The following is a 25,424-nucleotide window of genomic DNA, read 5'->3' as shown; positions in this document are numbered from 1 at the left end:
GGGCACGGCGCTCAGACCACCCGTAACTCGGTCGTCCAGAACGAACGGACTGCATCCTCGAGTGCGGGTTTCGGGTCGCCGGTCGCGTCGACGGCGGCCGTCGCGGTCGGCTCGAGAGCTGATTCTTCGACGAGCGCGTCGACGGTGCCGCGCTGTCCGACGAGGTACAGCGGCGTGTCGGCGGACTCGCCGCCGGGTTCGTACGCGGCGAGGGCGTCTCGACAGCGCTCGAGGTGGTCGTCTATCTGCCCGTCGCGGATCCGCTCGAACCGCGCCTGCGAGAACCCGCCTTTCGAGTGACTTCCCTTCACGTCGCTCTCGAAGCCGCGGTAGTCGACGCGTTCGTCGCCCTCGTAGACCCCGATGGCGAACAGATCGGTTCGGACGAGTGCGACTGCGTGTCGCCCGGTCGGCAGGAACCGCTCGCGCTCGAGCTCGAACCGGTCGCTCCAGGTCGCGTCGCGGTCGGGAGCGATCGGCGGCTCGAGGGTCACCGCGAGCACGCCGGCGTCGTCGACGCAGCAGAGACACGGCGCGGCGTCGTCGACGAGCGTGATCCGATCACCGAGAACGTCCGTCAGGTCGTCGCGAACGGACTCGGATAGTCCGTCCTCGCCCACGCCGACGGTCAACGCCCCTTCGGGACCCGTTCGGAACGAGGCGAGTCGGTCGAGCACCGCCTCGAGGCGAGCACCGCGCAGGAAATCGCGCCGACGGACGGAGACTCCGGATTCGGCGTCGGAACCCCGTTCGAGATCCCCCTCGAGTTGGGCGATCCGGTCCTCGAGCCGGTTGACCCGCTCTTCGGCATCCTGTCTGGCGGTCGCAGCGTCGGCTCGCCGTTCGGATTCCGCCTCGTATCGGTTTCGTAACCGCTCGTTCTCCGCCTCGAGCTCGTCGATTCGGTCCTTGAGCGATGCGCGGCCGAGCAGCTCATCGAGCATCCGGCCGAACACGCGCAGCGCGCGTACTTTTAGGTTCCGGCGTTGGGCAGGTCGTCGTCGGTCGGTCCGACGCTCCCGCCGTCGCGCCACGCGCCGGTGAACGCGAGCAACTGCTGGGCGCGCTCTCGCCTGGCGAGGAAGACCTCCCGAAGCGAGGGCGGGTTCCTGACCTCGGTTCCCTCGAGCATCGATTCCGGGAGCGCGAGCGTGTTCGCCGGGACGTTCGTCCCTCCGTGAACCGGGAAGTGCCGCGACTCGAGCTTCATCACGAGCGGCGTATCGAGGCGCTCGAGCCCGTCACCGGTCGCGTACACCGCCTCGTTGATCCGCTCGTGTTGCTCGCTGTCCATGAGTGCGTGATCCCCGTGGGTGGGCGTCACGTAGAGTCGTCCGAGATAATAGCTTCGCGAGAACACCTCGAACATGCTACTTGGTATCATGGACCGAACAGGTATAACTGTTTGCGGATACGTTTAAATCGTCGCGCTAACAGACCGATCTCTCGAACGCACCGCGCCGATCGGTGATCGGTTGCCGATCGGTTTCGCGATCCGATCACGGAAATTGTGGCCTTCTTGAACGCTCAAAACGGATTTCAACCGCCAGCAGAACCGAGTAAACGGTTCGAACGAAGGTTCGCCTTTTTATTATGTACCGGACAACGAGGAACTCGATGACAACCACTCGGTCGGTCGCCCTCCTCGTAACCCTCACCGTCGTCGGGCTGACGATCGCACCGCTCGCGAGCGGTGCCGTCGTGGGTTCGTTAGTGGCCGAACCAACCCAATCCGACCAATCCGAGACGACAACGACGAACGCGTCCGTCGGGACGTTGATGCAGGCGAACGCGGCCGACACCGAGAACACGGTCGAGTCCGAGATGTTCGACGCAGCGTACGAAACTGCGGACAACGATAGTCGAGCCGCCGTCGTCAGTGATCGAACCGCCGAACTGGACGATCGATTGTCCGAGCTCGAGGCCGAACGCGAAACGCTCCGGGACGAGCGAGAGAACCTCTCCCGTGGCGAGTACCGATCCCGAATGGCGAAGCTGACGGTCGAAATCGCGAGCCTCGAGCGGTCGATCGATAGAACCGCGCATCGGGCCAGCGAGGCTGGCGTCAACGAAACCGAGCTCGAAGAGCTTCGAGGAGACGCACAGTCCATTCGACAGAACGCCTCGGCGGACGCCGGCCCCGGAACCGCAGCGGTCGCTCGAGGACTGTCGAAGTCTAACAAGTCACCCGGCGTCGGCGCCGGACCGCCGGACGACCGCGGTCCATCTGCCGGCGAGGGGGCATCCAAAAAGGACGACACCCGTGGAAACAACGGGGCAACGGGAAACGGCCCTGACAGCGAGGGAACGGGAAACGGCCCTGAGAAAGGATCGACAGGAACGTCGTCCGGTTCGTCGAACGGCGGCCCTCCCGACAAGTAAATCGAACGTCGGACGTCCCGCGAGGACGGTACTGGACGCGTCTGATCCGACCGGTGGTGGCAGCGATTTTTCATCCGACGGCCACGGAACGGAGTCGATAGCTCGCGCCCGGCGAGCAGACACGCTTTTCAGCGGCGATCACTTACCAGCGTTCGATGGACTCCGCCGCGTTGTTGGATTTACTTGGGAACGAAAACCGAAGACGGATCCTTCGGCTGCTCGCCCGCAAACCCTGTTATGTCACCGAAATCTCGGAATACCTCGGCGTGAGTCCCAAGGCGGTGATCGAACACCTCCGGAAACTCGAGGAGGCCGGACTGATCGAGAGCCGCGTCGACGACCAGCGGCGGAAGTACTTCCACATCGCTCGAAACGTCCGGCTCGAGGTGAACGTCTCGCCGTACGGATTCGCGAGCAAGAGCGCCTATCCGGCGAACAGCAGCTTCGACATCACGACGTGTCGACACCTCTCCTTCGACGACTCCTGGGACGAAACCGACGATCTCGACGAACTCCTCGCCGCGCTGGAGGACCTCGAACAACTCGAGAACGAACTCTCACTCGCTCAGCGATGGGTGCAGGGCCGGCTTCACGACGTGCTCGATAGTATTTCCGAGACCGTCGGCGCCGGCCCGGAGAGCCGGATCTACGCCGATCTCCTCGCGAGCGTTCGTACGAAGCCGAAATCCGTCGGCGAACTCAGCGAGGACATCGACGCGCCCCGCGAGGTCGTCGCGGAACTGCTCGAGGTGATGGCCGACAACGGCGTCGTTCGCCGAACGGAGCGCGGCTGGGAGTTGACGACGAGCGGGTAGGAGAGCCGTAACGCGAATCACTCGATATCCTTCGAGAGTCCGTCGCGGAGATCCCGGCCGAAGTAGTAGCCCACGAGGGACGCGAGGAGTCCGACAGTCGCGCCCACCGCGACGACCCGCTGGCCGGAGCCGGCGGCGGCGATGAACACGTGATTGAGCACTGCTGCAACGCCGCCGACCGAGACCCCGGCTGCGCCGACCTCGAGGTAGCGCCGCTTCGAGGCGAGCAGGCCGACGGTGAAGGCGGCGGCGAACATGCCGATCATGCGACCGGCGATCGGCAACACGGTGTCACCGGCCAGCAGGCTGGCACTGAGGACACCCACGAGTGCGAGGAACGCCTTCGGCGAAAAGTACCGTCCGAACGAGAGTCGCGACGTAAGCGGGGAGAGCCACGAGCGCGACGACCCCGTCTCGGTCTCGCCGTCGGAGTCGGCGACGGGTTCGGGACCGTCGGCCGGTCGGTGATCGACGCCGACGGACGAATCACGGAGGTCGCTATCGCCGTCCCGATCCGTCGACCCGTCCACGGACTCGGGCGATCGGTTCCCGGCGTCGACGTCCGAGTCCGAGAGCAGCCGCTCCGTCTCCTCGAGGAGGTCGTCGGTAGCAGGAGCGTCTCGGTCCCGGGTCTCGGTCACCTCGTCCGAGCGGTCGCTCATATGTCAACTGAGGTCAGCCTCCGTCATGGGCCTTTCCCCACGCGGCCGGAGGGTATAGGGGAATCGCAATCCCACTGTGACCATGACCTGGGCCGCGACGGCCGTGTTCGGGCTGTGTTCCGTCGCGACCGGCCTGTTCATCTACGTGCTCGTGGCGAACCTCGAGCCCCAGCCCGAGTATCCGGAATTGATGACTGACCTGCTGCGAGTGCTCGGGCTCGCGATCGCGGTCTGTGCCGTCGCGATCGGGGTCGTCTTTCTCGTCGCCGCCGGACACGCGTACCCGTGGTGACGACATCGCTCGGCGAGGGGTTCGATCCGGAACGGCGACTCGAGGGCAGTCGTAGAAACTGGATCAATCGAACGGAGTGCCACTTCTCCCCGGTAAAAAAACGCCGTCGACCCGTTAGCGAACTGAGTCGAGCAACAGCTTCTGCTCGACCCGTTTGACCTCGTGTTGGACGTCGCGAACGGCGTCGATGTTCGCGGAGATCGACGTGATTCCCTCGTTTGCGAGGAACTGGACCATCTCGGGTTTCGAGCCGGCCTGCCCGCAGATGCTCGTGTCGACGTCGTGTTCTCGGCAGGTCTCGATGACGTCGCCGATCAGGCGCAACACGGCGGGGTGGAGTTCGTCGAAGCGATCGGCGACGTGTTCGTTGTTCCGGTCGACCGCGAGCGTGTACTGGGTCAGGTCGTTGGTCCCGAAGGAAGCGAAGTCGATGCCCGCTTCGGCCATCCCCTCGACGGACAGCGCGGACGCCGGCGTCTCGATCATCGCACCCCACTTTCGCTTCTCGGGATCGATTCCCGCCTGTTTCATGCACTCCTTGGCCCGGTAGATGTCCTCCGCGTCGTTGACCAGCGGGAACATGATCTCGACGTTGTCGTACCCCAGCTCGTAGAGCCGGCGGAACGCCTCGAGTTCGTGGGCGAAGACGTCCTGCCGATCGAGCGAGCGCCGGATGCCCCGGTAGCCGAGCATCGGGTTGTGCTCTGCGGGCTCGTCGTCGCCGCCCTCGAGCTGCCGGAACTCGTCGGTCGGGGCGTCGAGCGTGCGCACGCGGACCGGACGCGGGTAGAACGCGTCGGCGACGCCGCGGATACCCTCCACGAGTTCGGTGGTGTAGGCGTCCGTGCCGTTTTCCTCGATGAACTTCTCGGGCGTCTGATTCAGCGAGAGGATCATGTGTTCCGTCCGCAGCAGGCCGACGCCGTCCGCACCCGTCGCGGCCGCGCGCTCGGCGGCCTCCGGAATGGAGACGTTGACCTTGACTTCCGTCGCGGTCATCGGTTTGACCGGCGACTGCGGCCGGACTTCCTCGACCGGCTCGGTCTCCTCGTCGGGGTCGACCGTCTTCCCCTCGAGCACCGCGCCCTTGTCGCCGTCGAGCGTGACGACCTGCCCGTCCTCGAGGACGGTCGTCGCGTTGGTCGTGCCGACGATGGCGGGGACGCCGAGTTCCCGGGAGACGATGGCGGCGTGGCTGGTCATGCCGCCCTCGTCCGTGATGATGCCCGAGGCTCGCTTCATCGCGGGCACCATGTCGGGCATCGTCATCTCGGTGACGATGATGTCGCCCTCGCTGACCTTCGCCAGGTCGTCGAGTTTGGTGACGATCTTCGCGGGGCCGCTGACCGTCCCCGGACTCGAGCCGAGTCCGTCGACGATGACGTCGCCGGTACCAGTCGCACCTGCGTCCGAGCCGGCACCGGCGCTGTCGGTGTCGGCCGACTGAACGCCGCCGCTGCCGTCGGTCAGGCCCGTCGCAGTGTCGACGCTGCCGGTGGGGTCCGCGGCGTCGCTTTCGTCCTCGTCGATCGTCGTGATCGGGCGGGACTGGAGCATGTAGACGTCACCGCCGACGATCGCCCACTCGACGTCCTGCGGGTCGCCGTAGTGGTCCTCGACGCGTTCGCCGAGGTCCATCAGATCGTCGATCTCGTCGTCGGAGACGACTCGCGCGGTGCGCTTGTCCTCGGGGACCTCCCGTTCGACGGTCTGGCCGGTCGCCTCGTCTTTCTCGTGCATCACCTTCTTTTCGGCGACGGTGACGTCCATCGACCGATCCTCGCGGTCGATGACGTAGTTGTCCGGCGAGACGGCGCCGGAGACGACGGCCTCGCCCAGTCCCCACGCCGCCTCGATGATCATCGTCTTGTCACCCGTCGAGGGGTGGCTCGTGAACATCACGCCCGACTTCTCGGCGTCGACCATCTGCTGGACGACGACGGCGATGTTCACCGCCGAGTGATCGAAGCCCTGCTCCTGGCGGTAGTAGATCGCTCGCTGGGTGAACAGCGACGCCCAACACTCCCGGACGCGGTTCAACAGGTCTTCCTCGGTGACGTTGAGGAAGGTCTCCTGTTGGCCCGCGAACGAGGCGTCGGGCAGGTCCTCGGCCGTCGCCGAGGATCGAACGGCGACAAACGCCTCCCCGTCGCCGACCTCGCGGTAACTCTCGAGGATTTCCTCGCGCAGTTCGTCGGGGAACGGCGTCTCGATGATGAGTTCCTGTGCGCGATCCGCGGCATCGGCCAGCGCCGCCGAGTCGTCGACGTCGACGTCGACGGCCGCGAACAGCTCCTCGTCGATTTCCGCTTCTTCGATAAACGATCGATAGGTCCCGGCAGTCACGACGAATCCCGGCGGAACGGGCAGCCCCGCACCCGTAAGTTCGCCCAGGGAGGCACCTTTACCGCCGACCTTCTCGAGGTCGCCGGAACTGATCTCGTCCAGCCAGAGTACAGCCATCTCTACTGAGATGGTCACCGGAGCGAATAAAGAAGGTTGCGAACAGCGGCGCCCAATCGCAACTCGAAAGCGAATTAATCCCTGTATTTTGCGGCGTCTGCGGGGCGCTTCCGGAGCTGACGGGCCCGGACGAATCGGGGCTTACCGGCTCCGATACGCGACAATCGGCCCGCGACTCGAGGCGACCGAACGAGGCGGCCACAGAAATCGACCCCGTCGAACGCCGCGGCGATGCGACCGACCGGCGGTCACGACCCGCCGGATCCGCTCCCCGAGAACGTACCCTGACTCACGCCTCGAGGATCTCCTCGTCGTCGTCTTCGGGGACGACGATCGAGCCCTCGAGGACGGTTACACCCCGACCGCCCACCCGTACCGCATCGTCGAGGCGCACGCGAACCTGGCCGGGGCGGTCGACGTAGTGCCCCTGCTCGAGCAGGAGTTCCTCGGGCATGTCGTCGTCGAACGCGCCGAAGCGGTCGAGGTACGCGCTCACGGCTCCGCTCGCGGTGCCGGTGACGGGGTCCTCCGGAACGCCCGCTCCCGGCGCGAACATTCGACCGTGGAGAGTCGATTCGGGCTCGAGGGCGTCGAACGTAAAGAGATACACGCCAGTCGCATCGACCGCGTCGGTGAGCGCCTCGATCGCGGCCATATCGGGCTCGGCGTTGCCGACGTCCGAGAGGTAGGTTATCGGGACGATCAGGAAGGGAAGGCCGGTCGAAGACACCGCAAGCGGGATATCGTCGCTCGCGCCCTTGAGCGCGGCCGCGTCGACGCCGAGCGCGTCGGCGACGCGGTCGTAGCCGACCTCGACCTCGCGAACGGTCGGCTCGTCCTGCGTCATCCAGACCGTTCCGTCTTCCTCGACCTCGATATCGAGCGTCCCGACGTTCGTCTCGAGGGTCGTCATCCCCGGCTCGAGACCCTCGTCGGAAAGGTGAGCGAAGCTCCCGATCGTCGCGTGACCGCAGAGGTCGACCTCCTGCGTGGGAGTGAAGTAGCGGATTCGACGGTCGGCCGTCTCGCTCGAGCGGAGGAACGCCGTCTCGCTGACGGCCATCTCGGCGGCGATCGCCTGCATCTGCTCGCTCGAGAGCCCGTCCGCGTCCGGGACGACGCCCGCCGGGTTTCCGGTGAGGGGTTCGTCGGTGAAGGCATCGACCTGCAGGATCCGAGTCGTCTCCATACGACGTGGATCGGGCGACCGGCGTATGAAACCTCGGTCGTCCGATGGCGTTACAGTCCCCCGATCCAATCTGCGAGATCGACGACGACGTCCTCCGCGACGTTGTTCCGGACGAGGTACGCGAACTCCACCACCGGCCGCTCCCCCGGCATGAACAGGTGATCGAGCCCGTCGTACGTCTCGACGGTCGCGTCCGATCCGTCACCGAGTTTCGCCTGCCACCGCTCGAGATCGTCCGCAACGCTGACCTGGAAGTCGCGCTTCCCCTGGAGGAAGGAGAGCGGAACGTCGATCTCCGCCGCGGTGCCGAGGTGGTCGTAAGCCTCGAGGCTCTTCCAGAACGCCCCGGGCTTCCCGAGCAGCGTTTCGTCCGAACCGTACTCGCCGGACCGGATCGATTCGATTTCGTCCGTCCACTGCTCGTACACCGCCGACAGGTCGTCCCACTCGTGGGAGCCGACCGACACCTTGTGCTCGAGTTGCTCGAGCGTCAGTTCGTGGTACGGACGCGCCGGCGCGGCCAGCCCGACGATGCCGGCGAGGTCCCCGTCTCGAGCCGCGATTCGGGGCGCGGCCCGGCCACCGAAGCCGTGGCCGACGACGGCGATCCGATCCGAGTCGACGCCGTCGGTCCCCCGGAGCCGCTCGATCGCGACCAGTGCGTCGTCGACGGTGACGCGATCGAGCGTATACTCGGCGGGCTCAACCTCGCACGCAGGAACGCGCTTGTCGTACCGAAACGTCGCGATCCCCTGCGTGGCGAGCCCCTCCGCCAGATCGGTAAACGCCTGCGTCCCGCCTCGGGCGGCATTTTGGGTGACGGGGCCGGAATCGTGCACCAGAACGACTCCGGGGGCATCGCCCTCGCCCTCGCCGTCCGCAGGCGTCGTGACGGTCCCGGACAGCGAACACCCGTCGACCGCGAGGGTCACGTCCTCGCTGACGACCGCGTTCGAGTCGACGTACGACGGACGTTCGTACTCGTCGGCGATCCCGACGTTGCGGACTTGCGAGTCGCCGTCGACGATGACGCGACAGGCGTGGTCGCCGCGGGCGAACGCCAGCATCAGGTCGACCGCCGTGCGACTGCCCCCCTCGGTCACGGCCGTCTCCGCGATCTCCTCGAAGTCGCCGCCGACCGCTCCGTACCCCAGCCAGATCCGCTCGAGTCGACCGGGATCGCCGTACCGATTCCGACCGTCCGAGGCGAATCGCTCACTGGCTCGTTCGAACCGCTCGTTCGCGAGGTCCTCGACCAACGCCGTCGCTGCGTCCTCGGGACTGTCTGGTCCCGATTCGTCGTTCGTTTCCTGGGCGAGCAGATCGGTACAGCCGGCCACTGTCGACGCCGTCGCCGCCGACACCGCCGCTAGTAGAGTTCGCCGTCGGGGAGTCATCTACCGGACCGACCACAGTCTGTCAGATAAAGACGAGGTCGTTTCTCTGTGACTGTATTCGATCGTGATACGCGGCGGTCGAACTCGCGGCTCAGTCGTCTCCCGGCTCCTCGAGCGGGTCGGCGTGATCGTGATCCGCCATCGGTGGAAGTTCGCCCGACTCGTGCGTTCCGACTGGAGGTCGATTGACTTCCGCAGCGGGGGACGACTCGAGGTCGGTTCGCACGTTGCCCTCGATCGCCTCCATCTCGCCGTCTTCTCTCGCGTCTTGATCGATCCGCATCGAGCAGAACTCGACGCCGCACATCGAGCAGAAGCGAGCTTCCTTGTAGTTGTCACCGGGCAGGGTCTGGTCGTGGAACGACCGGGCGCGGTCGGGGTCGAGCGCGAGTTCGAACTGTTCGCGCCACTCGAACTCGTAGCGGGCTTCCGAGAGGGCGTCGTCCCAGTCGCGCGCGCCGGGACGTTCGTTGCCGACGTCGCCGGCGTGGGCGGCGATTCGATAGGCAGCGAGCCCGTCGCGAACGTCTTCCTCCTCGGGGAGGCCGAGGTGTTCCTTCGGGGTGACGTAACAGAGCATCGCGGCACCAGCCTGTGCCGCCATCGCCGCGCCGATCGCGCTCGTGATGTGGTCGTAGCCCGGCGCGATGTCGGTCACGAGCGGGCCGAGCACGTAGAAGGGCGCGCCGTCGCAGACTTCCTGCTGGCGCTCGACGTTCTCCGCGACCTTGTGCATGGGGACGTGGCCCGGCCCTTCGACCATCACCTGGACGCCGTGGTCCCAGCCGACGCGAGTCAGTTCGCCCAGCGTGTCGAGTTCGGCGTACTGGGCCTCGTCGCAGGCGTCGGCCAGACAGCCGGGTCGCAGGCTGTCCCCGAGGCTGAAGGTGACATCATGCTCGGCAAAAATCTCACAGATTTCGGGGAAGACCTGATAGAGCGGGTTCTGCTCGCCGTTCTCCTCCATCCACCTGGCCATGATCGACCCACCTCGCGAGACGATCCCGGTTTTCCGGCCGTCCGTCAGCGGAAGGTGTTCGGCGAGGATGCCGGCGTGAATCGTCATGTAATCGACGCCCTGCTCGGCCTGTTTCTCGATGATCTCGAGCAGCAGGTCTTTCGTGATATCTTCGGGACTCCCCGCCTGCTTAACGGCCTCGTACAGGGGCACCGTTCCGAGCGGCACCGGCGAGTGCTCCACGTGGGCCTCCCGAATCTCGTCGAGATCGCTCCCGGTGCCGAGATCCATCACCGTGTCCGCGCCGTAGTGGACGGCGGTGTGGAGCTTCTCTAGTTCCGTCTCGAGGTCGCTGGTCGTCTCGCTGTTGCCGATGTTGGCGTTGACTTTCGTCGCGAACTCGCGGCCGATGATCATCGCGTCCAGCGCGTCGTGGTGTCGGTTGGCCGGGATCACGGCTTGTCCATCGGCGACCTGCTCGCGGACGAACTCCGGATCACGGGTCTCTCGCTCGGCAACTCGCTCCATCTCGGCTGTCACCGTTCCCTCGCGGGCGGCCTGGATCTGTGTCTCCACCATGTATAACTAGGTTGTATTACTGAATCATAAACCCTCGCCGGTTTCGTTCCGAACGGTGACGACCGCTCGAGCGGCGCGACCCGTTTCAGCCAACTTAAGGGGACCGCGCTCAAGACATCGGGTAGGTGGCCATCAGATGTCCGATCTACCGGACGATTTCGACTGTACGATCACTAACTGGGACTACATCTACAGCCTGTGTCGGGACGTCAGCGACGACGTTCGCGACGACGAGTTCGAACCGGACGTCGTCGTCGCCCTGGCTCGAGGTGGCTGGTTCGCCGGTCGGTGTCTCTGTGACTTCCTCGGGCTTGACGACCTGACGAGCCTGAAGATGGAACACTACGTCGGCACCGCCGAGAAGTCCGGCGAGCCGACCGTCCGCTATCCGATGCCCGAGGGCAGCGTCGAAGACAAGGACGTGCTCATCATCGACGACATCGCCGACACAGGCGGCTCGATCAAGCGTGCCTACGAGTACGTCGACGATCGCGACGCCGGCGAGGTCCGGACTGCAACCCTGCAGCTCCTCGGAACCAGCGAGTTCCAGCCCGACTACGTCGGCGAACGACTCGAGGAGTGGACCTGGATCGTCTACCCGTGGAACTTCATCGAGGACATGGTCGACCTGATCTCCGGTGCGATGGAGACAGCCGACCAGAAGACCTTCACGAACGAGGAGATCCGCCACTACCTCACGGAACACCACGGCATCGAGCGCATCGAGATGGAGATCGCCCAGCCCGACCGCCTCTCCGAAGTGCTCGCCGAGATGGAACGACGCGAGGTGCTCGAGTCGGTTGATACCGACCAGTGGGCGCTCGTCGACGAATAATCCGTTTCTGCAGGCTGTTTTCGTTCGATCGACATGAGAGACAGCGACGGCAAACTATTCGCGTCAGCGCCCGTTCGGGCAATTACTCGGCAGTTGGTTCGACTTCGGTCGTCTCCGCTGGCCCGTCAGTCGTCGTCTGCTCGCCGTCGTCGTCCGCCTCGACGATCGACTCTTTCCACGTGCCCCGCGTGAACCACGCGACGGCTGCGACCGCGCCGACGATATCACCGACTACGACCCCCGTCCAGATGCCCGTCGGCCCCCACTCGGCGACGAAGAGCAGGTAGTACGTGACGGGAACGCGCACGACCCAGAGCCCGAACACCGCAAACGCGAGCGCCGTCTTCGTGTTGCCGGCCCCCCGGAACCCGCCCTGAATCACCTGAAGCACGCCCATGAAGGCGAAGCCCACCGCGGCGAACCGGAGGTAGGTCACGCCGTAGTCGATCGTCGCCGCTTTCCCCGCCGCATCGGCCGTAACGAATACCGAAACGAACGGCTCCGGGAAGAGGACGGCGAGGAGACCGGCCACGAGCATGACGCCCGCGATCACCACCGCGGCGATCCGGACCGCCCTCGCCGCCCGGTCGGGCTCGCCCGCACCCAGGTTCTGGCCGACGATCGTATCAGTGGCCTGTCCTAGGCCCATCGCCGGGAGAAAAGCGAGCGAAACCAGCCGGTTGCCCAGCCCATAGGCGGCGACAACCGCCGGCGGGAAGGTCACGACCATCGCCGTCATCGCGACCAGCGCCAGTGCCGTCATCGACTGCTCGAGCGCCGTCGGAACCCCCAATCGCGTGATCTTCGCGACGTACTCGCGTCGCGGCCGAAGGTGGGCTGCCCGAATGTCGGGGCCGACGTCGGTGTAGTACAGCAGGTAGAACCCGATCACCGTCGCGATTCCCCGCGAAATGAGGGTCGCGACGGCCGCTCCCTGTACCTCGAGGCGCGGAAGCGGGCCGACGCCGAAGATGAGCAGCGGGTCGATCACGAGGTTGATGACGACGCTGACGAGCATCACCCGCATCGGGGCGCGCGTGCTGCCGTAGCCGCGCATGAGCGCGACGAAGACGAAGAAGCCAAAGAGGAGGGGGAGCCCGAGGAAGAACACTTGCAGGTACTCGGCGGCCAGCGGGATGATCGCATCCTCGGTTTCGGCGTCGGCCGGCAACGCGGCGAGCATCGGCTCGGTCGCCACGAACCCGAGCGCGCTCAGGCCGATGGCGACGAGCGAGACGAACGACAGCGTCTGGCCCGCTATGAGGCCCGCATCGCCGCTCTTCGCACCGGTGTGCTGGGCGATCAAGATCGCGCCAGCCGACGTGAAGCCGGCGCCGATCGAGATCAGGAGGAAGAGGAGCGGAAAGGCGAGGCTCACCGCCCCGACGGCGTCCGGGGAGAGCGCGCCCAGCCAGAAGGTATCGCCAACGTTGTAGGCGACTTGCAACAGTTGGATGACCACCAGCGGCCACGCCAGCCGGATCATCGGCCGAACGAGGGGGCCGTCAGTGAGCCCGCCCGTCGATTCCTCGTCGAACGACATATTCGACCAGTGTTGGCGACTCTATTTGGGTTCTCGTGAAGTGTGATATCGACAACCACTGCCCACCAGAGCTGACGGCGGCGATTTCGAATCGGTCTCGAGAACGGGAACCAGTCCGTTTACGGTACTGGTGCGCCGAAGTGCTTCCATGACCATCGGCGTTATCGGCGGTAGCGGTATCTACGAGGCACTGCCACTCGAGAACACGCGCAAAGAGGAGATTTTGACACCGTACGGCGAGCCGAGCGAGGCGGTTACCCTCGGCGAACTCGGCGGGCGGGAGGTCGCCTTTCTCCCGCGTCACGGGTCGGACCACCAGCATCCGCCGACCGACGCGGCGTATCGGGCCAACATCTACGCGCTCAAGTCGGTCGGCGTCGACCGGGTGATCGCCACGAACGCGGTCGGGAGCCTGCGCGAGGACCTGCCGCCGCGGACGCTGGTCGTCCCCGACCAGATCTTCGACCGGACCAAACACCGCACGCCGACCTTCTTCGGCGACGGCATGGTCGTCCACATGGGCTTCGCCGATCCCTACTGTCCCGAGATGGTTTCTCATCTCGCGACGGCGGCAGAGGAGGCGACGGACGACGGGACGAAAACGCAGGAGGACGGCACCTACGTCTGCATCGAGGGTCCGCAGTACTCCACGCGAGCCGAGAGCGAGTTCTACCGCGATCAGGGCTGGGACATCGTCGGCATGACCGCCATTCCGGAGGCGAAACTCGCCCGCGAAGCCGAGCTGAGCTACGCCACCGTCGCCGGCGTCACCGACTACGACGTCTGGAAGGACGACAACGAAGTCACGCTGGACGAGGTCCTCGAGAACGCCGCGGCCAACCAGGACGCGATCAACGCGGTCGTCGAACGCGCCATCCGAACGATGCCCGACGACTTCGAGAGCGACGCCTGGAGCGCGCTCGAGGGGACGATCAATACCCCACAGGAGGCGATCCCCGAGGAAACGCTCGAGCGCGTCGACCTGCTCGCCGGTGAGTATCTGGACTGATCACTCGAACGCGCGTCTGAGTTCCAGCGCGGTCTCTTCGTCACTCGGGTCGATTCGACGGGCCCGCTCGAGGCGGGGGATCTCGTCGTCGACGTGGGTCGTGACAGTTGCGGACGATTCGGTCTCCTCGTGCGAGTGTTGATTTCGATCGCGATCTCGGTGCCGGTTCGGTTCCGCTGTCGCCGGCCCGCTCGGCGTCGGGTCCGGGTCCGCCGTTCGCTCGGCGTTCGGACTCGAGTCGACGCGGTCCGCGTGGGCGACACAGTCGCCGCAGAAATCGTTCTCTCCCCACTCGAGGGTGTGCAACGGCACGCCGAGGACCACGATCTGTCTGGCGTAGCGGCGATGGGTCCCCGAGTCCGTCCGTTCGTCACAGCGAACGCAGCGGCGGTCGGTCTCGAATCGCTCGTCCTCGAACCGATACTCGATCCCGAACGTGTGGGCCGGATACAGCGGCAGCCGACTCACGAGATGGAGCCCGACCAGCACGACCAGGAAAGACAGCGCCGAGAGCCACATCCCGATCGCCGGGTCGACGACGACTATCGGCCCGACTAACGCCGCCACCAGCAGGGCGATCGGGACGAGCTTGCGGATCACCGCGAACGTCTCGACCCGGCTCCGAAAGAGGACATCGTCCGGCCTCGTCATCGACCCGACGTTTCGCCGGTGCGGGCTAAATGCTTGTGGGCGCTCGAGTCGATGCCACCCGGCCCGCTCTCGGGCACGGACTACCGGACAGCAGCCGTCGACGATAGTGCCCGCCTCGAGCGATCGACCCGTCCCGGGTCAGGATATCGACGCTGGTTTGGAATCCTCAACCGGCGATCGCTTCGCTCGCCTCCGACTCCACCGTCGCGTCTCTGACCCAGAGGTCGCCGAACAGTTCGTCCTGTTCGAGGGTCACTCGGCCCCGATGGGCCAGAAAGAGCAATGCGAGATACGTCATCACGCGTGACCCGCCGACCTCGTCGATCTCGGCGTACAGCACCTCGTCGCGCCCCTTCTCGTACTGGTGTTCGAGTTCGCCTTCCACGTCCTCGATGACCGCCTCGATGTCTTCCTCGTGAGTCGTGTGGGTGACGTCGTCGCTGGTCGGCTCGTCGTCGACCCGGAAGTCGTCGCCGGAGTGGTAGTTCAGCTCCTGAACGCCGCGGTCGTACCCCTTCGGCGAGTCGCTCGTGTCGTAACTGCGCGACTCCTTCCACCAGCTGTCGCGCTCGGCGGTCCGAAGCTCGCGAACGAGTTCGTCCAGCGTCTCCGGCTTCCCCCGGGCGTGTTTCCGCTCGAGGCGGCGCTCCATCTCCGCCTCGAGATTCTCGACGGGATCGAACCCCGGCGGGTACTCCCGCTCGTCGTCGCCGTCCGCGTCCATCGCCCCGTCGTCGGCGAAGGGCGCTTCCCACGGCGGGAGGTCCTCCTCCTCGGGCTCGTCGACCGCGAACAGCTCGTCGCTTTTCATCCGCAGGAGAACGCTCGCGTAGAACAGCGCCCGTCCGGAGGTCCGCAGGTCGACATCGTCCAGCGCGTCGAGGAATTTGTCGGTCACCGCGACGATGTCGATGTCCCACGGGTCGATCTCGCCGTCTTTCGCGAGCTGAACGAGCAGCTCGACCGGTTCGACTTCCTCCTCGTCCTCGTCGGAATCGTCACCATCGGCCGTCTCGACGTCCGTGAACTCGAGGACCGATTCACCGGACTCGTCCCCGAGTTCGCGATCCCTATCGTCGCCGTCGTTCGATTCGGCGTCCGGGCTCGAGTCGCCCGGCCGCTCGCGGTCCTCGTGGCCGGCGATGTTCAGCGGAATCTCGTCACCGCCGTCGGTTCGGAGGGTCCGCTCGGGGGCTCGCGGGTCGCTTCGCTCCCCGCTCGGCTTTGTGGAGTCGCTTCGCGACTCCCGCCGCTCACGGGTCACTTCGTTCCCCGTTCGCGTTTCCGAGGAGCCTTGCGTCGCCTCCGGCTCCTCAGGCTCCTCGCTAGTCATCAGCAGGAACCTCTCCACTACTCAGGTCGATCCCGGTCACCGCACTCACGTTGTCCTGTTGCATCGTCACGCCGATCGCCCGTTCGGAGCGATCGAGCATGGCCGAGCGGTGGGAGACGACGACGAACTGGGCGTCGCCCGCGAGTTCCTCGACCATCTCGCCGACCCGCTCGGCGTTGACGGCGTCGAGAAAGGCGTCGATCTCGTCGAGCGCGTAGAACGGGGCCGGATTGTGCCGCTGAATCGCGAAAATGAATGCCAGTGCGGTCAGTGACTTCTCGCCGCCCGACATCGCGTCGAGGCGCTGAATCGGCTTGTCGCCCGGCTGGGCCTTCATCGTCAGCCCGCCGTCGAACGGATCCTCCTCGTCCTCGAGGTGCAGCGACCCGGTCCCCTCCGAGAGTTTCTCGAAGATCTCGGTGAAGTGGGTGGCGATCGCATCGTAGGCGTCCATGAACGTCTGCTTCTTCTGGGTCTCGTACTGCTCGATCCGGTCGCGGATCCCGTCGGCTTCCTCGACGAGGGTCGCCTTCCCCTCCTCGAGGTCGTCGAGGTCGCTGCGGACCTCGTCGTACTCGTCGATCGCGAGCATGTTCACCGGCTCCATCGCCTCCATGTCCGACTGGAGGATGTCGATCATCTCGAGGACCGTCTCGTGGTCGGGCACGTCCTCGGGATCGTAGTTGCCGACTTCGGACTCCAGCGACTCGATCTCCCACTCGAGGCTGCTCGCGCGTTCCCGTGCATCCTCGAGCTTGCTTTCGACGGTGTTGACCCGATCCTGTTGTTTGTCGCGCTCCGTCCGGGCCTCGGAGAGTTCCTCCTTCAGATCGCTACGCTCGCCTTTCAGTTCGGTGAGCTCTTCCTCGAGTTCCGCGACGGCCTCGCGTTTCTCCTCGAGCCCCTCGCGTTTCGTCTCGATCTCCGCTTCGTACTCCTCGATCCGATCCTCGTGCTCCGCTTTGCGGTTCTGGGCCGCCTCGATGTCGTCGTGGAGGTCCTCGATGGCGTCCTCGGCGTACTCCTTCTCGAGGCTCAACTCGTTGAGTTCGTTGTCGAGTTCCTGAATCCGATCCTCGCGCTCGTCGATTTCGGCCTCGAGTTCCTCGATCTGGTCGGTCAGCTCGGGGATCTTCGAGTCCGCGAGTTCGGTCTCGAGGTCGTCGATCTCGGCCTCGAGTTTCTCGACCGTTGCGGTCTTGGCGTCGATCTCCGCGGAGATCTCGTTCATCCGCTCGTCGACGGATTCCCGTTCCTCGCGGAGGTCCTCGAGATCGTCCTCGAGACGCTCGATCTCCGCCTCGATCGACTCGCGGTCGTCGTCGAGCCCCTCGAGTTCGGACTCGATCGAGCGGACCTCGTCGGCCGCGTCGCTCTTGCGATCGCGGGCGTCGTCGAGGCGCTCCTCGACGCCGCGGAGGTCCTCACGAAGCGCCTCGCGTTCCTCTTGGAACTCCGTGATCTGTTTGGCGACGCGCTCGAGTTGCCCCTCGCCGCCGCCGGTGAAGGAGTAGCGCGAGCCGCCGCCCGACCCGCCGGTCATCGCGCCGCTCTTCTCGACCAGGTCGCCGTCGAGGGTGACCATCCGGTAGTCGCCCATGTACGAGCGGGCGGTCTCGATGTCCTCGACGACCAGCGTGTCGCCGAGGACGTACGAGAAGATCCCCTCGTACTGGTCGTCGAAGTCGACGAGGTTGTACGCGAAGTCGACGACGCCCGGATCGCTGGGGGCCGACGGGAGCCGGCGCTGGCTCATGTCCGTCATCGGCAGGAAGGTCGCCCGACCCGCGTTACGGGACTTGAGGTGCTCGATACACTGCTGGCCGATGACGTCGTCGTCGACGACGACGTTCGCCAGCCGGCCGCCCGCGGCGGTTTCGCAGGCGACCGCGTACTCGCCGGCGACGGTCCCCAACTGCGCGACCGCGCCGTGGACGCCGTCGATCCCCGAGTTGAGGATCGTCGTCACCGCGCGACCGAACGAGGAGTCGCCGCTCTCGCCCGCGTTGGCCTCGAGTTCCGCGTACTCCTGCTGTTTCGCCTGAATGTCGTCGTCCAACTCGTCGATATCCGACTGGAGCCGGCGCTTCTCGCTTTTCAGGTCGTCGACGACCTCGGCGATGTTCTCGCGGTTCCGTTCCGCTTTCTCGAGTTCCCGCTCGAGATCGCTTCGCTGGCTCTCGATCTCGGGGATTTTCTCGCGTCTCTCCTCGATCGTCGACTCCTTCTCCTCGATGGCGTTCGAGCGTCGGCGAGCCTCGTCGAGCAGGCGATCCTGCTCGCGCTGGAGGTCGTTGCGCTCGGTCTTGGCCTCCTCTAACTCCTCCTTGCGCTCCGCGAGGTCGGCCTTGAGCTCGTCGAACTCGGTGTCGACGGCCTCGATTTCGGCCTCGAGCTCGTCGCGTTCGGCCTCGCGTTCCTGAATCTCGCTCTTGATCGAGGCCTTCTCGAGTTTGTGCTCGCGCATTTCGTCCGCGAGGTCGTCGATCGTCTCCTGTTTGCGGTCGATCTGGACGAACGCCTCGCGGCGCTCGGACTCGGCGTCCTCGATCTGGTCCTCGCTGGCCTCGATCTTGTCCTCGAGCCGCGAGATATCGCCTTTGATCTCCTCGATCTCGCTTTTGATCCGGAGCTGTTCGTCCTCGCCCTTGCGCTCGATCTCGGCGTTGAGATCCTCGAGGTCCTCCTGCAGGCGGACGACTTTCCCCTCGCGTTCGTCGAGTTCGCGCCGGAGATCCGCGAGTTCGTCGTTGAGGTCGTCGACCTCGGTCTCGACGGACTCGAGTTCGGCGCGTTTCTCCTCGAGCTCGCTGGCTTTCTTGTAGCCTTCGTACTCCTCCTTCTCGCGGCGGAGCCGGCGGTAGCGCATGGCCTCCCGCCGCTCGTCGGCAAGCTGGTCGAGCCGGTCGCGTTTCTCCTCGATGCGGAGTTCGGCCTCGTCGATCCGTTCCTGGACCGTCTCGAGTTCGCCGAAGGCGTCCTCCTTCTTCGCGTCGAACTCCGCGACGCCCGCGATCTCGTCGATGATCTCCCGGCGGGCGTGGGGCGTCATGTTGATGATCTCGGTGACGTCGCCCTGCATGACGACGTTGTACCCCTCGGGTGTGATGCCCGCCTGCGCGAGCAGGTCCTGAATGTCCGAGAGGTTGACCGAGCGGTCGTTCAGATAGTAGTAGGAGTAGTAGTTGTCCTCGGTCTCCTTGACGCGGCGACGGATGCGGATCTCGTCGACGTCGCCGACGTCCTCGCTGCCCGCGGCGTTGACGACCTGCGATCGCTCGAGCGTGCCCTCGGAGTTGTCGAGGATCACCTCGACGGTCGCCTCGCGGGGGCCGCTCGAGGTGTCGTCGCCCTCGTGGCCGGGGTTATAGATGAGATCGGTCAGTTTCTCGGCGCGGATTCCGCGGGTCCGTGCCAGGCCGAGCGCGAAGAGGACGGCGTCGATGATGTTCGACTTGCCGGACCCGTTCGGGCCCGTCACGACGGTGAAGTCCTCGTAGAACGGGATCTTCGTCTTTCGCCCGAAGCTCTTGAAATCGTCGAGAACGATCGCCTTAATGTACATTCTTTGGACGAAGCCTCCGTATCGCCGTCAGCCGCTGGACGGCCGGTACCGTCTCTCCGGCTCCCGAACGACGGCGGTGTCGCAGTTATGCAACGATGATGTCGTCGCTACCTGAGTCTTCCGTTTCGTCGCCGGTGGTTTCCGTCTCTCCGTCGGCGTCGGCCGCCGCTTCGGCGACGTCGTCCGGTTCGGCTTCGGGCGTTTCGCTCCCGTCGACTGCGGACGTCCCCGTCTCTTCGTTGCGTCGCTCGGGAACGCGCGTCGGCGTGTCCGCGTCGAGCTCGGCCTCGAGCACGCGGATCCGTTCTTTCGCCTCGATGAGTTCGTCCGTCAGCCCTTGGACCGTCGACTCGAGTTCCGCAACCGTCGATTCGAGCTTCTCGACACGGTTGTTCGACATATCAACTAGGGATCCGTCCGGCCACATAAACGTACGTCAGACACAGCTAGTTATTCTGGCAACTTTCGGGACGGGCGGTCGATCGACGGAGGTACATGACGATTCGAACCGCCGTCGTCCCCCGCTTCGGTCGATCGCATTCCGCGATCTCTGCGGACGGTTAACATGTACACATTCGCCTATTTGCAGTGGTAGTGAGTCTCATGTGTATGGTGCGACACCAACTGGACGGTGCATACTAGCTATGACAACTGAACCACTTGCGGGAACGGAATCGAGCGGCATCGACAGGCGAACGCTCCTGAAGACGGTCGGCGGCTCGGCGCTCGCGGTCGCGCTGGCCGGCTGTACGGAACTACTCGAGGGCGAACAGGAGTCGGCGGCGGACGCCGACGTACCGGACGAGCCGATCGAGTCGGGACTGCAAACGTTCACCGAAGGGGCGCCGTCAGTACTCGGTATTCAGGCCGAATACGGAGCGGAAACCGCGGTCCGTCGGATCAACGAGAACGGCGGGATCGCGGGCCGGGAGATGGACCTCGACGTCGTCGAGGAGGGCGGTGCGTATCTCACCAACTACCAGCAGTTCGTCGACGAGGGGAAAGACGTCACCTTCGGTCCGATCTCGAGCAGCGGCCACGCGGAGATGGTCCCGGAGATCGAGGCCCAGGAGGTAATCAACGTCTCGACCGACGGGACGGTAACGACGCTGTACGAGGAAGACTTCCCGGACGTGACCTACTCGTTCCGGTTCCAGAACCACGACGTGATGGAGGCGCTCGCGGCCGTCAATCAGGCGGTCGAGGTTCTCGGCGCGGATTCCATCGACACGTACGCGGGAATCAACCCCAACTACGCGTTCGGACAGGACGAGATGAATCTGTTCTCGCAAGGGATCGAGAAGCTCACGGGGGCAGAGCAGGTGTATAGCGGGTTCCCGGACCTGGGTACCAGCGACATGTCCACCCACATCACCGAGATCAACGGGGAGGAGCCCGACGTCGTCTTCTCGAGTTGCTGGGGCGGTGACGCGACGCTGTTGCTCGAGCAGGGCCACGCCAACGACATGTTCGACAACACCGAACTACTGGTCGGGACGGTCCTGTACGGCTCGGCCAACGATATGGAGGAGGATCTCGTCGACGGTCCGATCTACTCGGGATCGCGGAACTTCTACTGGGGCGAGCCCTCGACCGACCGATGGAGCCCGGCCGCCGACTTGGTCGACGAGGTACAGAGCGAGTACGGGGTCGTGCCGACGGCCCACTTCATGAGCGGCTACGGCGCGGTGACGGCGTGGGCGACGGCAGCCGAGAAAGCAGTCAGCCTCCTCGGTCGCTGGCCCGAGCAGGAGGAACTCGCAATGGTCCTCGAGAATCACGGCTTCTTCACGCCGGCCGGCTACCACACGATGGGGTCGGACCACCAGGGCTACTCCAACGCTCACTTCGGTGAACTGACCTGGTCGGACGAGCACGATGCCGCAGCGCTTCAGGACGTGAACGTCTTCGCCGCCAAGAACGTGTCGCCGCCGCCGGGCGAGATCTCGAGCGATTGGATCGGAAGCTGGTGAGTGACGTGCGAGACGGTATTCAATAATTATGCTCGAACACGTACTCAACGGGCTGTACTACGGCTCGATCCTGTTCATGATCGCGTCGGGGATGACGATCATCTTCGGCGTGCTCGGGATCCTTAACCTCGCCCACGGCGAGTTGTACGCGCTGGGCGCGTTCAGCGCGTTCAGCGTCATCGGCTTCATCGCGGGACAAGTCGCGGCGCCGACCGGCCCAGTGACGGCGATCGTCTTCGGCCTCGTCGTCCTCGCCGGCTCGCTCGCGACCGCCGCCGTGTTGCTGCCGGTCGGCGGCGCGCTCGAGGCGGCGTTCATCAGGCCGATCTACGACCGGGACGAGGTCTATCAGCTCCTGCTGACGTACGGACTGCTGCTGGTCCTCACCGACGTCATGAAGTTCGTCTGGGGGCCGTCGCCGGTCGACCTGGGGGTCTTCGGCGGCATCAACGAGATTCCGACGACGGAGCTCGTCGGCATCAACTATCCCTCGTACAACGTCTTCGTCATTTTGATCGGCGTCGCAGTGTTCGCCTGGCTCGTCTGGTTCTTCGATCGGACGAAGACCGGTCGAATCGTGCGAGCGACGGCGATCAACCGGGAGATGTCGACCGCGATCGGCATCAGTACGGACCGCATGTTCACCCTCGTGTTCGCCATCGGCGCGTTCTTCGCCGGCTTCGGCGGTGCGATGGTCAGCATCGGACCCGGCTCGGCCTCCCTCGGAATGGGACTCGACTGGCTGGTGCTTTCGTTCGTCGTGATCGTCATCGGCGGGCTCGGCAGCCTGAACGGTGCGTTCGTCGGCTCGATTCTGGTCGGCGTCTCCAGTCGCGTCGTGACGCCGTACTATCCGCAGCTCGAGCTGGCCGTTCCGTTCCTCCTGATGGTGCTCGTCTTGCTGCTCAAACCGGAGGGGCTCTACGGGGCGTGGGGTGAGATCCAATGAGTCGCTTCCTCGTCGACCGCGACGGCGAAACGCACGTTCGTCTCGCGGAGGGGATGGAACTGACGAAGAGCCAGGCGGTCCTCGCTGCCGTCGGATTCGTCGCCCTCTTGATCGTCCCCGACATCACGCGGTTCACCCCGCTCTCGTTCACCGCGATCCACCGCGGGATCCTGTTCGGGCTCGCGGCGGTCGGGTTGAACCTCCTCTTGCGCCACACCGAACTCGTCTCGTTCGGTCACGCGGCGTTCTTCGGCGTCGGGGCCTACGCCGCCGCCGTATTAGCGTCTCAGTTCGACGTCTCGAGCGGCCTCCTCTTGCTGCTGGGAGGCGTCCTCGCGGCGACGACGATTTCGGTGCTGATCGGCTACTTCGTCGCCAGCTACCTCGACATCTACTTCGCACTGCTGACGCTCGCGTTCAACCAGGTGCTGTACGCGTTCGTCCTGCAGAGCGGCTACTTCAACTACAGTGACGGGCTCAACGTCCGCCCCGACGGGCTGAACCCGCCCGCGCTGTTCGGCCTTCAACTGAGCTCGACGGGGTACGAGCTGGTCCTGTATTACTTTACGGTCGTCGTGCTCATCGTCTCGCTGCTGGTGATGTGGAAACTCGTCAACTCGCCGTTCGGCAGGGCGTTAGACGCCATCGGGCAGAACCGGACGCGAGCGAGGTTCGTCGGCATCCCGGTCGAAAAGTACGTCTGGGTCGCGTTCGTGATCTCGGGTATCTACGGCGGACTCGCCGGGGGGCTCTTCGCCCTCCTGCAGTTGCACGTCAGCCCAGAGGCGACCCTGTACGCGTTCGTGTCGGGCGAGATCCTCTTCATGGCGATCCTCGGCGGGTTCGGCACGCTCGTCGGCCCCGTAATCGGCGGCGTCGTACTCGTCTACCTGCTGGTCCAGGCACCGTTCTACATCGAGTATTACAACGCCTTGACCGGCCTGACGCTGCTCGCAGTGGTGCTCTTCCTGCCGGAAGGAATCCTGGGATCGATCCCGAAGATCGGCACGGGACTGTCGCGACGCCGTCGCGACCCCGGCCTGCTTCGGGAGGACCTCGCGACGATCGGTTCGTCGCTCCGTCGGGGCGTGTCTCGCGCCGTAACTACCGTCCGAATCATCGTATTCGGGGTCAACTGATATGCTCGAAGCACGAGATCTTCGCAAGGAGTTCGGAGAACTGCGCGCCACGGACGACGTCTCGCTGACCTTCGGCGAGACAGACGGCGAGATGGTGTTCATCGTCGGCCCGAACGGGGCCGGCAAGACGACGCTGATCAACCTGCTGACCGGGCTGCTCGAGCCCGATCAGGGGTCGGTCGTCGTTCACAGGGAGGAAAACGGCGACACTGTCGAGGAAGACATCACGGAGATGGCTCCCGAGGACCGGGTCGGAGAAGGGCTCGTTCGGAGCTTCCAGATCGTCCACGTCTTCGAAGAGATGACCGTTCGCGAGAACGTTCGCATCGCCGTTCTCTCGAAACACGGCAAGACGCTGAGCATGGGCTCGGTCGACGACGGCCACGAGGACGTCGAGCGCGAAATCGACGAGCTGCTCGCGCAGTTCCGTCTCGAGGACGTGCAACACGAGGTGGCCGAGACGCTGCCCCACGGCGATCGGAAACTGCTCGACGTGGCCATGTCGTTCGGCCTCGACCCGACCTATCTGTTGCTCGACGAACCCACTGCCGGCGTCGCGACGCGAGAGAAGGAGTACGTCATCGAGACGGTCGTCGAGGCCAGCGAGGCCGACGGCGTGACGACGGTGACGATCGAACACGACATGGACCTCGTCAAGGAGTACGCGGACCGCCTCGTGGTCCTCCACGAGGGGCGCGTCTTCCGGGAGGGCGATCCCTCCCTACTCGAGACCGACTCGGAACTCCGGCGGGTGCTGCTGGGGGTGGACGAATGAGCGCTCCCGGTTCTAACGACGGGTACGATCCGTCGAGCCCGCTACTCGAGGTATCGAACCTCTCGGCGACCGTCGAGGGGTTCGAGGTTACGCACGGCCTCGACCTCGAGGTCAAGGAGGGCGAGGCCGTCGCGCTCGTCGGTCGCAACGGTGCCGGCAAGACCTCGACGTTCCGATCGATCATGGGGCTCACGCCGGTCGCGAACGGCTCGATCCGGCTGCGCGGCGAGGAGTTGCTCGACATGCGGCCCGAACTGATCCCCAAGCGGGGGATCGGGTACCAGCCGGAGAGTCGCGACCTCTTCACCGGAATGACCGTCGAGGAGAACTTCCGGCTCCCGATCTGGACCGCCGGCGAGGCACGCGGCGTCGAGGACGAGGACGCCCTCGTCGAGGACATCTTCGACCTCTTCGACGAGCTCGAGGATCGACGCGACGCCGAAGTACAGAACCTGAGCGGCGGGCAGGGGAAGATGACCGCGATCGGGCGGGCGCTCGCGCTCCAGCCCGATTTGCTTATCCTCGACGAACCGCTCGAGGGACTGGCCCCAGTCGTCGTCGAGAACGTCAAGTCCTACATTCACGAGATCATCGACCGAGATATCTCGGTGCTGATCGCCGAGTCGAACGCGAGCCACGTTCCGGAGATCGTCGACCGAATGTACGTGATCGAACGCGGCGAGATCGTTGAAAGCGGCGATCCCAAGGCGCTCTCCTCGGACGAGGAGATCCAGATGCTCATGCAGGGCGGCGGCGAGTAATCCGGTCGTCGTCGCGATTTTCTCCGGCGATGCATTCCGTATCCGACGGTATCGCCGCTCGGGTGCTCGGTCCGACACCACAGCAGTCGTGTCGATAAATCGAACTGATCCACAAAGCGTATTATCCCGACACCCAACCGATTCGGTAGGAAGG

General features: G+C 65.2%; 22 protein-coding genes. 10 read left to right on the top strand and 12 right to left on the bottom strand.

What is annotated here, in order from left to right; translation table 11 throughout:
- Nucleotides 1-11: 11 nt before the first annotated feature.
- The gene (locus LDB05_RS19655) at nucleotides 12-944 is read right to left on the bottom strand and encodes a Vms1/Ankzf1 family peptidyl-tRNA hydrolase (RefSeq protein WP_226005665.1); all 933 of its coding nucleotides are present in this window, start codon (nucleotides 942-944) and stop codon (nucleotides 12-14) included.
- A gap of 29 nt (nucleotides 945-973) precedes the next feature.
- Entirely contained in the window at nucleotides 974-1,369 is a 396-nt protein-coding gene (locus LDB05_RS19650) for a DUF5802 family protein (RefSeq protein WP_226007942.1), read from the bottom strand.
- Nucleotides 1,370-1,617: 248 nt separating this feature from the next.
- Here LDB05_RS19650 and LDB05_RS19645 point away from each other — a divergent pair, with 248 nt between their 5' ends.
- On the top strand, nucleotides 1,618-2,382 hold the full coding sequence (locus LDB05_RS19645; protein WP_226005664.1) for a hypothetical protein: 765 nt from the start codon (nucleotides 1,618-1,620) through the stop codon (nucleotides 2,380-2,382).
- A gap of 155 nt (nucleotides 2,383-2,537) precedes the next feature.
- Nucleotides 2,538-3,197 (top strand): ArsR/SmtB family transcription factor, encoded by a 660-nt coding sequence (locus tag LDB05_RS19640; protein WP_226005663.1) that lies wholly within the window; start codon nucleotides 2,538-2,540, stop codon nucleotides 3,195-3,197.
- Nucleotides 3,198-3,214: 17 nt separating this feature from the next.
- On the opposite strand, the gene LDB05_RS19635 is transcribed toward LDB05_RS19640, so the two are convergent.
- Nucleotides 3,215-3,859: a DUF456 domain-containing protein gene (locus LDB05_RS19635; RefSeq protein WP_226005662.1), complete on the bottom strand. Its 645-nt coding sequence runs from the start codon at nucleotides 3,857-3,859 to the stop codon at nucleotides 3,215-3,217.
- Nucleotides 3,860-3,941: 82 nt separating this feature from the next.
- On the opposite strand from LDB05_RS19635, the gene LDB05_RS19630 reads away from it, so the two are divergent.
- Entirely contained in the window at nucleotides 3,942-4,151 is a 210-nt protein-coding gene (locus LDB05_RS19630) for a hypothetical protein (protein ID WP_226005661.1), read from the top strand.
- Between the two features lie 114 nt (nucleotides 4,152-4,265).
- Here LDB05_RS19630 and ppsA read toward each other — a convergent pair whose 3' ends face one another.
- The 4 genes from ppsA to thiC all read right to left on the bottom strand — a co-directional run bounded on the left by ppsA (nucleotide 4,266) and on the right by thiC (nucleotide 10,737).
- On the bottom strand, nucleotides 4,266-6,614 hold the full coding sequence (ppsA, locus tag LDB05_RS19625) for a phosphoenolpyruvate synthase (RefSeq protein WP_226005660.1): 2,349 nt from the start codon (nucleotides 6,612-6,614) through the stop codon (nucleotides 4,266-4,268).
- A 289-nt stretch (nucleotides 6,615-6,903) separates the two neighbouring features.
- On the bottom strand, nucleotides 6,904-7,803 hold the full coding sequence (locus LDB05_RS19620; protein ID WP_226005659.1) for a PhzF family phenazine biosynthesis protein: 900 nt from the start codon (nucleotides 7,801-7,803) through the stop codon (nucleotides 6,904-6,906).
- A gap of 50 nt (nucleotides 7,804-7,853) precedes the next feature.
- On the bottom strand, nucleotides 7,854-9,200 hold the full coding sequence (locus LDB05_RS19615) for an alpha/beta hydrolase family protein (RefSeq protein WP_226005658.1): 1,347 nt from the start codon (nucleotides 9,198-9,200) through the stop codon (nucleotides 7,854-7,856).
- Between the two features lie 91 nt (nucleotides 9,201-9,291).
- Nucleotides 9,292-10,737: a phosphomethylpyrimidine synthase ThiC gene (gene thiC, locus LDB05_RS19610; protein ID WP_226005657.1), complete on the bottom strand. Its 1,446-nt coding sequence runs from the start codon at nucleotides 10,735-10,737 to the stop codon at nucleotides 9,292-9,294.
- A gap of 136 nt (nucleotides 10,738-10,873) precedes the next feature.
- Here thiC and LDB05_RS19605 point away from each other — a divergent pair, with 136 nt between their 5' ends.
- Nucleotides 10,874-11,572 (top strand): phosphoribosyltransferase, encoded by a 699-nt coding sequence (locus LDB05_RS19605; protein WP_226005656.1) that lies wholly within the window; start codon nucleotides 10,874-10,876, stop codon nucleotides 11,570-11,572.
- 82 nt (nucleotides 11,573-11,654) lie between these two features.
- On the opposite strand, the gene LDB05_RS19600 is transcribed toward LDB05_RS19605, so the two are convergent.
- On the bottom strand, nucleotides 11,655-13,115 hold the full coding sequence (locus tag LDB05_RS19600) for an MATE family efflux transporter (protein WP_226005655.1): 1,461 nt from the start codon (nucleotides 13,113-13,115) through the stop codon (nucleotides 11,655-11,657).
- Between the two features lie 148 nt (nucleotides 13,116-13,263).
- On the opposite strand from LDB05_RS19600, the gene mtnP reads away from it, so the two are divergent.
- A complete protein-coding gene (mtnP, locus tag LDB05_RS19595) occupies nucleotides 13,264-14,124 on the top strand; it encodes an S-methyl-5'-thioadenosine phosphorylase (RefSeq protein WP_226005654.1) in 861 nt (286 codons plus the stop codon).
- Here mtnP and LDB05_RS19590 read toward each other — a convergent pair whose 3' ends face one another.
- From LDB05_RS19590 to LDB05_RS19575, 4 genes are all read right to left on the bottom strand, one after another.
- Nucleotides 14,125-14,775: a DUF8108 domain-containing protein gene (locus tag LDB05_RS19590; protein ID WP_226005653.1), complete on the bottom strand. Its 651-nt coding sequence runs from the start codon at nucleotides 14,773-14,775 to the stop codon at nucleotides 14,125-14,127.
- A gap of 166 nt (nucleotides 14,776-14,941) precedes the next feature.
- A complete protein-coding gene (locus LDB05_RS19585; protein ID WP_226005652.1) occupies nucleotides 14,942-16,108 on the bottom strand; it encodes a segregation and condensation protein A in 1,167 nt (388 codons plus the stop codon).
- Nucleotides 16,101-19,673, bottom strand: a complete 3,573-nt coding sequence (smc, locus tag LDB05_RS19580; protein WP_226005651.1) for a chromosome segregation protein SMC — start codon at nucleotides 19,671-19,673, stop codon at nucleotides 16,101-16,103. The genes LDB05_RS19585 and smc overlap by 8 nt, the downstream gene beginning before the upstream one ends.
- Nucleotides 19,674-19,758: 85 nt before the next feature.
- Nucleotides 19,759-20,073 (bottom strand): DUF7518 family protein, encoded by a 315-nt coding sequence (locus LDB05_RS19575; protein ID WP_226005650.1) that lies wholly within the window; start codon nucleotides 20,071-20,073, stop codon nucleotides 19,759-19,761.
- A gap of 244 nt (nucleotides 20,074-20,317) precedes the next feature.
- Between LDB05_RS19575 and LDB05_RS19570 the strand changes: the two genes are divergently transcribed.
- From LDB05_RS19570 to LDB05_RS19550, 5 genes are read left to right on the top strand one after another with little or no spacing between them, the layout of a single operon-like run.
- Nucleotides 20,318-21,646: an ABC transporter substrate-binding protein gene (locus LDB05_RS19570; protein ID WP_226005649.1), complete on the top strand. Its 1,329-nt coding sequence runs from the start codon at nucleotides 20,318-20,320 to the stop codon at nucleotides 21,644-21,646.
- 28 nt (nucleotides 21,647-21,674) lie between these two features.
- On the top strand, nucleotides 21,675-22,595 hold the full coding sequence (locus tag LDB05_RS19565; protein ID WP_226005648.1) for a branched-chain amino acid ABC transporter permease: 921 nt from the start codon (nucleotides 21,675-21,677) through the stop codon (nucleotides 22,593-22,595).
- Nucleotides 22,592-23,734: a branched-chain amino acid ABC transporter permease gene (locus LDB05_RS19560; protein ID WP_226005647.1), complete on the top strand. Its 1,143-nt coding sequence runs from the start codon at nucleotides 22,592-22,594 to the stop codon at nucleotides 23,732-23,734. The genes LDB05_RS19565 and LDB05_RS19560 overlap by 4 nt, the downstream gene beginning before the upstream one ends.
- 1 nt (nucleotide 23,735) lies before the next feature.
- The gene (locus LDB05_RS19555) at nucleotides 23,736-24,509 is read left to right on the top strand and encodes an ABC transporter ATP-binding protein (protein ID WP_226005646.1); all 774 of its coding nucleotides are present in this window, start codon (nucleotides 23,736-23,738) and stop codon (nucleotides 24,507-24,509) included.
- Nucleotides 24,506-25,270, top strand: coding sequence for a branched-chain amino acid ABC transporter ATP-binding protein (locus LDB05_RS19550; RefSeq protein WP_226005645.1), 765 nt, complete (start codon nucleotides 24,506-24,508; stop codon nucleotides 25,268-25,270). The genes LDB05_RS19555 and LDB05_RS19550 overlap by 4 nt, the downstream gene beginning before the upstream one ends.
- Nucleotides 25,271-25,424 lie beyond the last annotated feature (154 nt).

Source organism: Natrinema salinisoli, assembly GCF_020405205.1.
Taxonomy (GTDB): Archaea; Halobacteriota; Halobacteria; order Halobacteriales; family Natrialbaceae; genus Natrinema; species Natrinema salinisoli.
The sequence above is the reverse complement of the archived record's forward strand: the minus strand, read 5'-3'. Positions and strand labels throughout refer to the sequence as shown.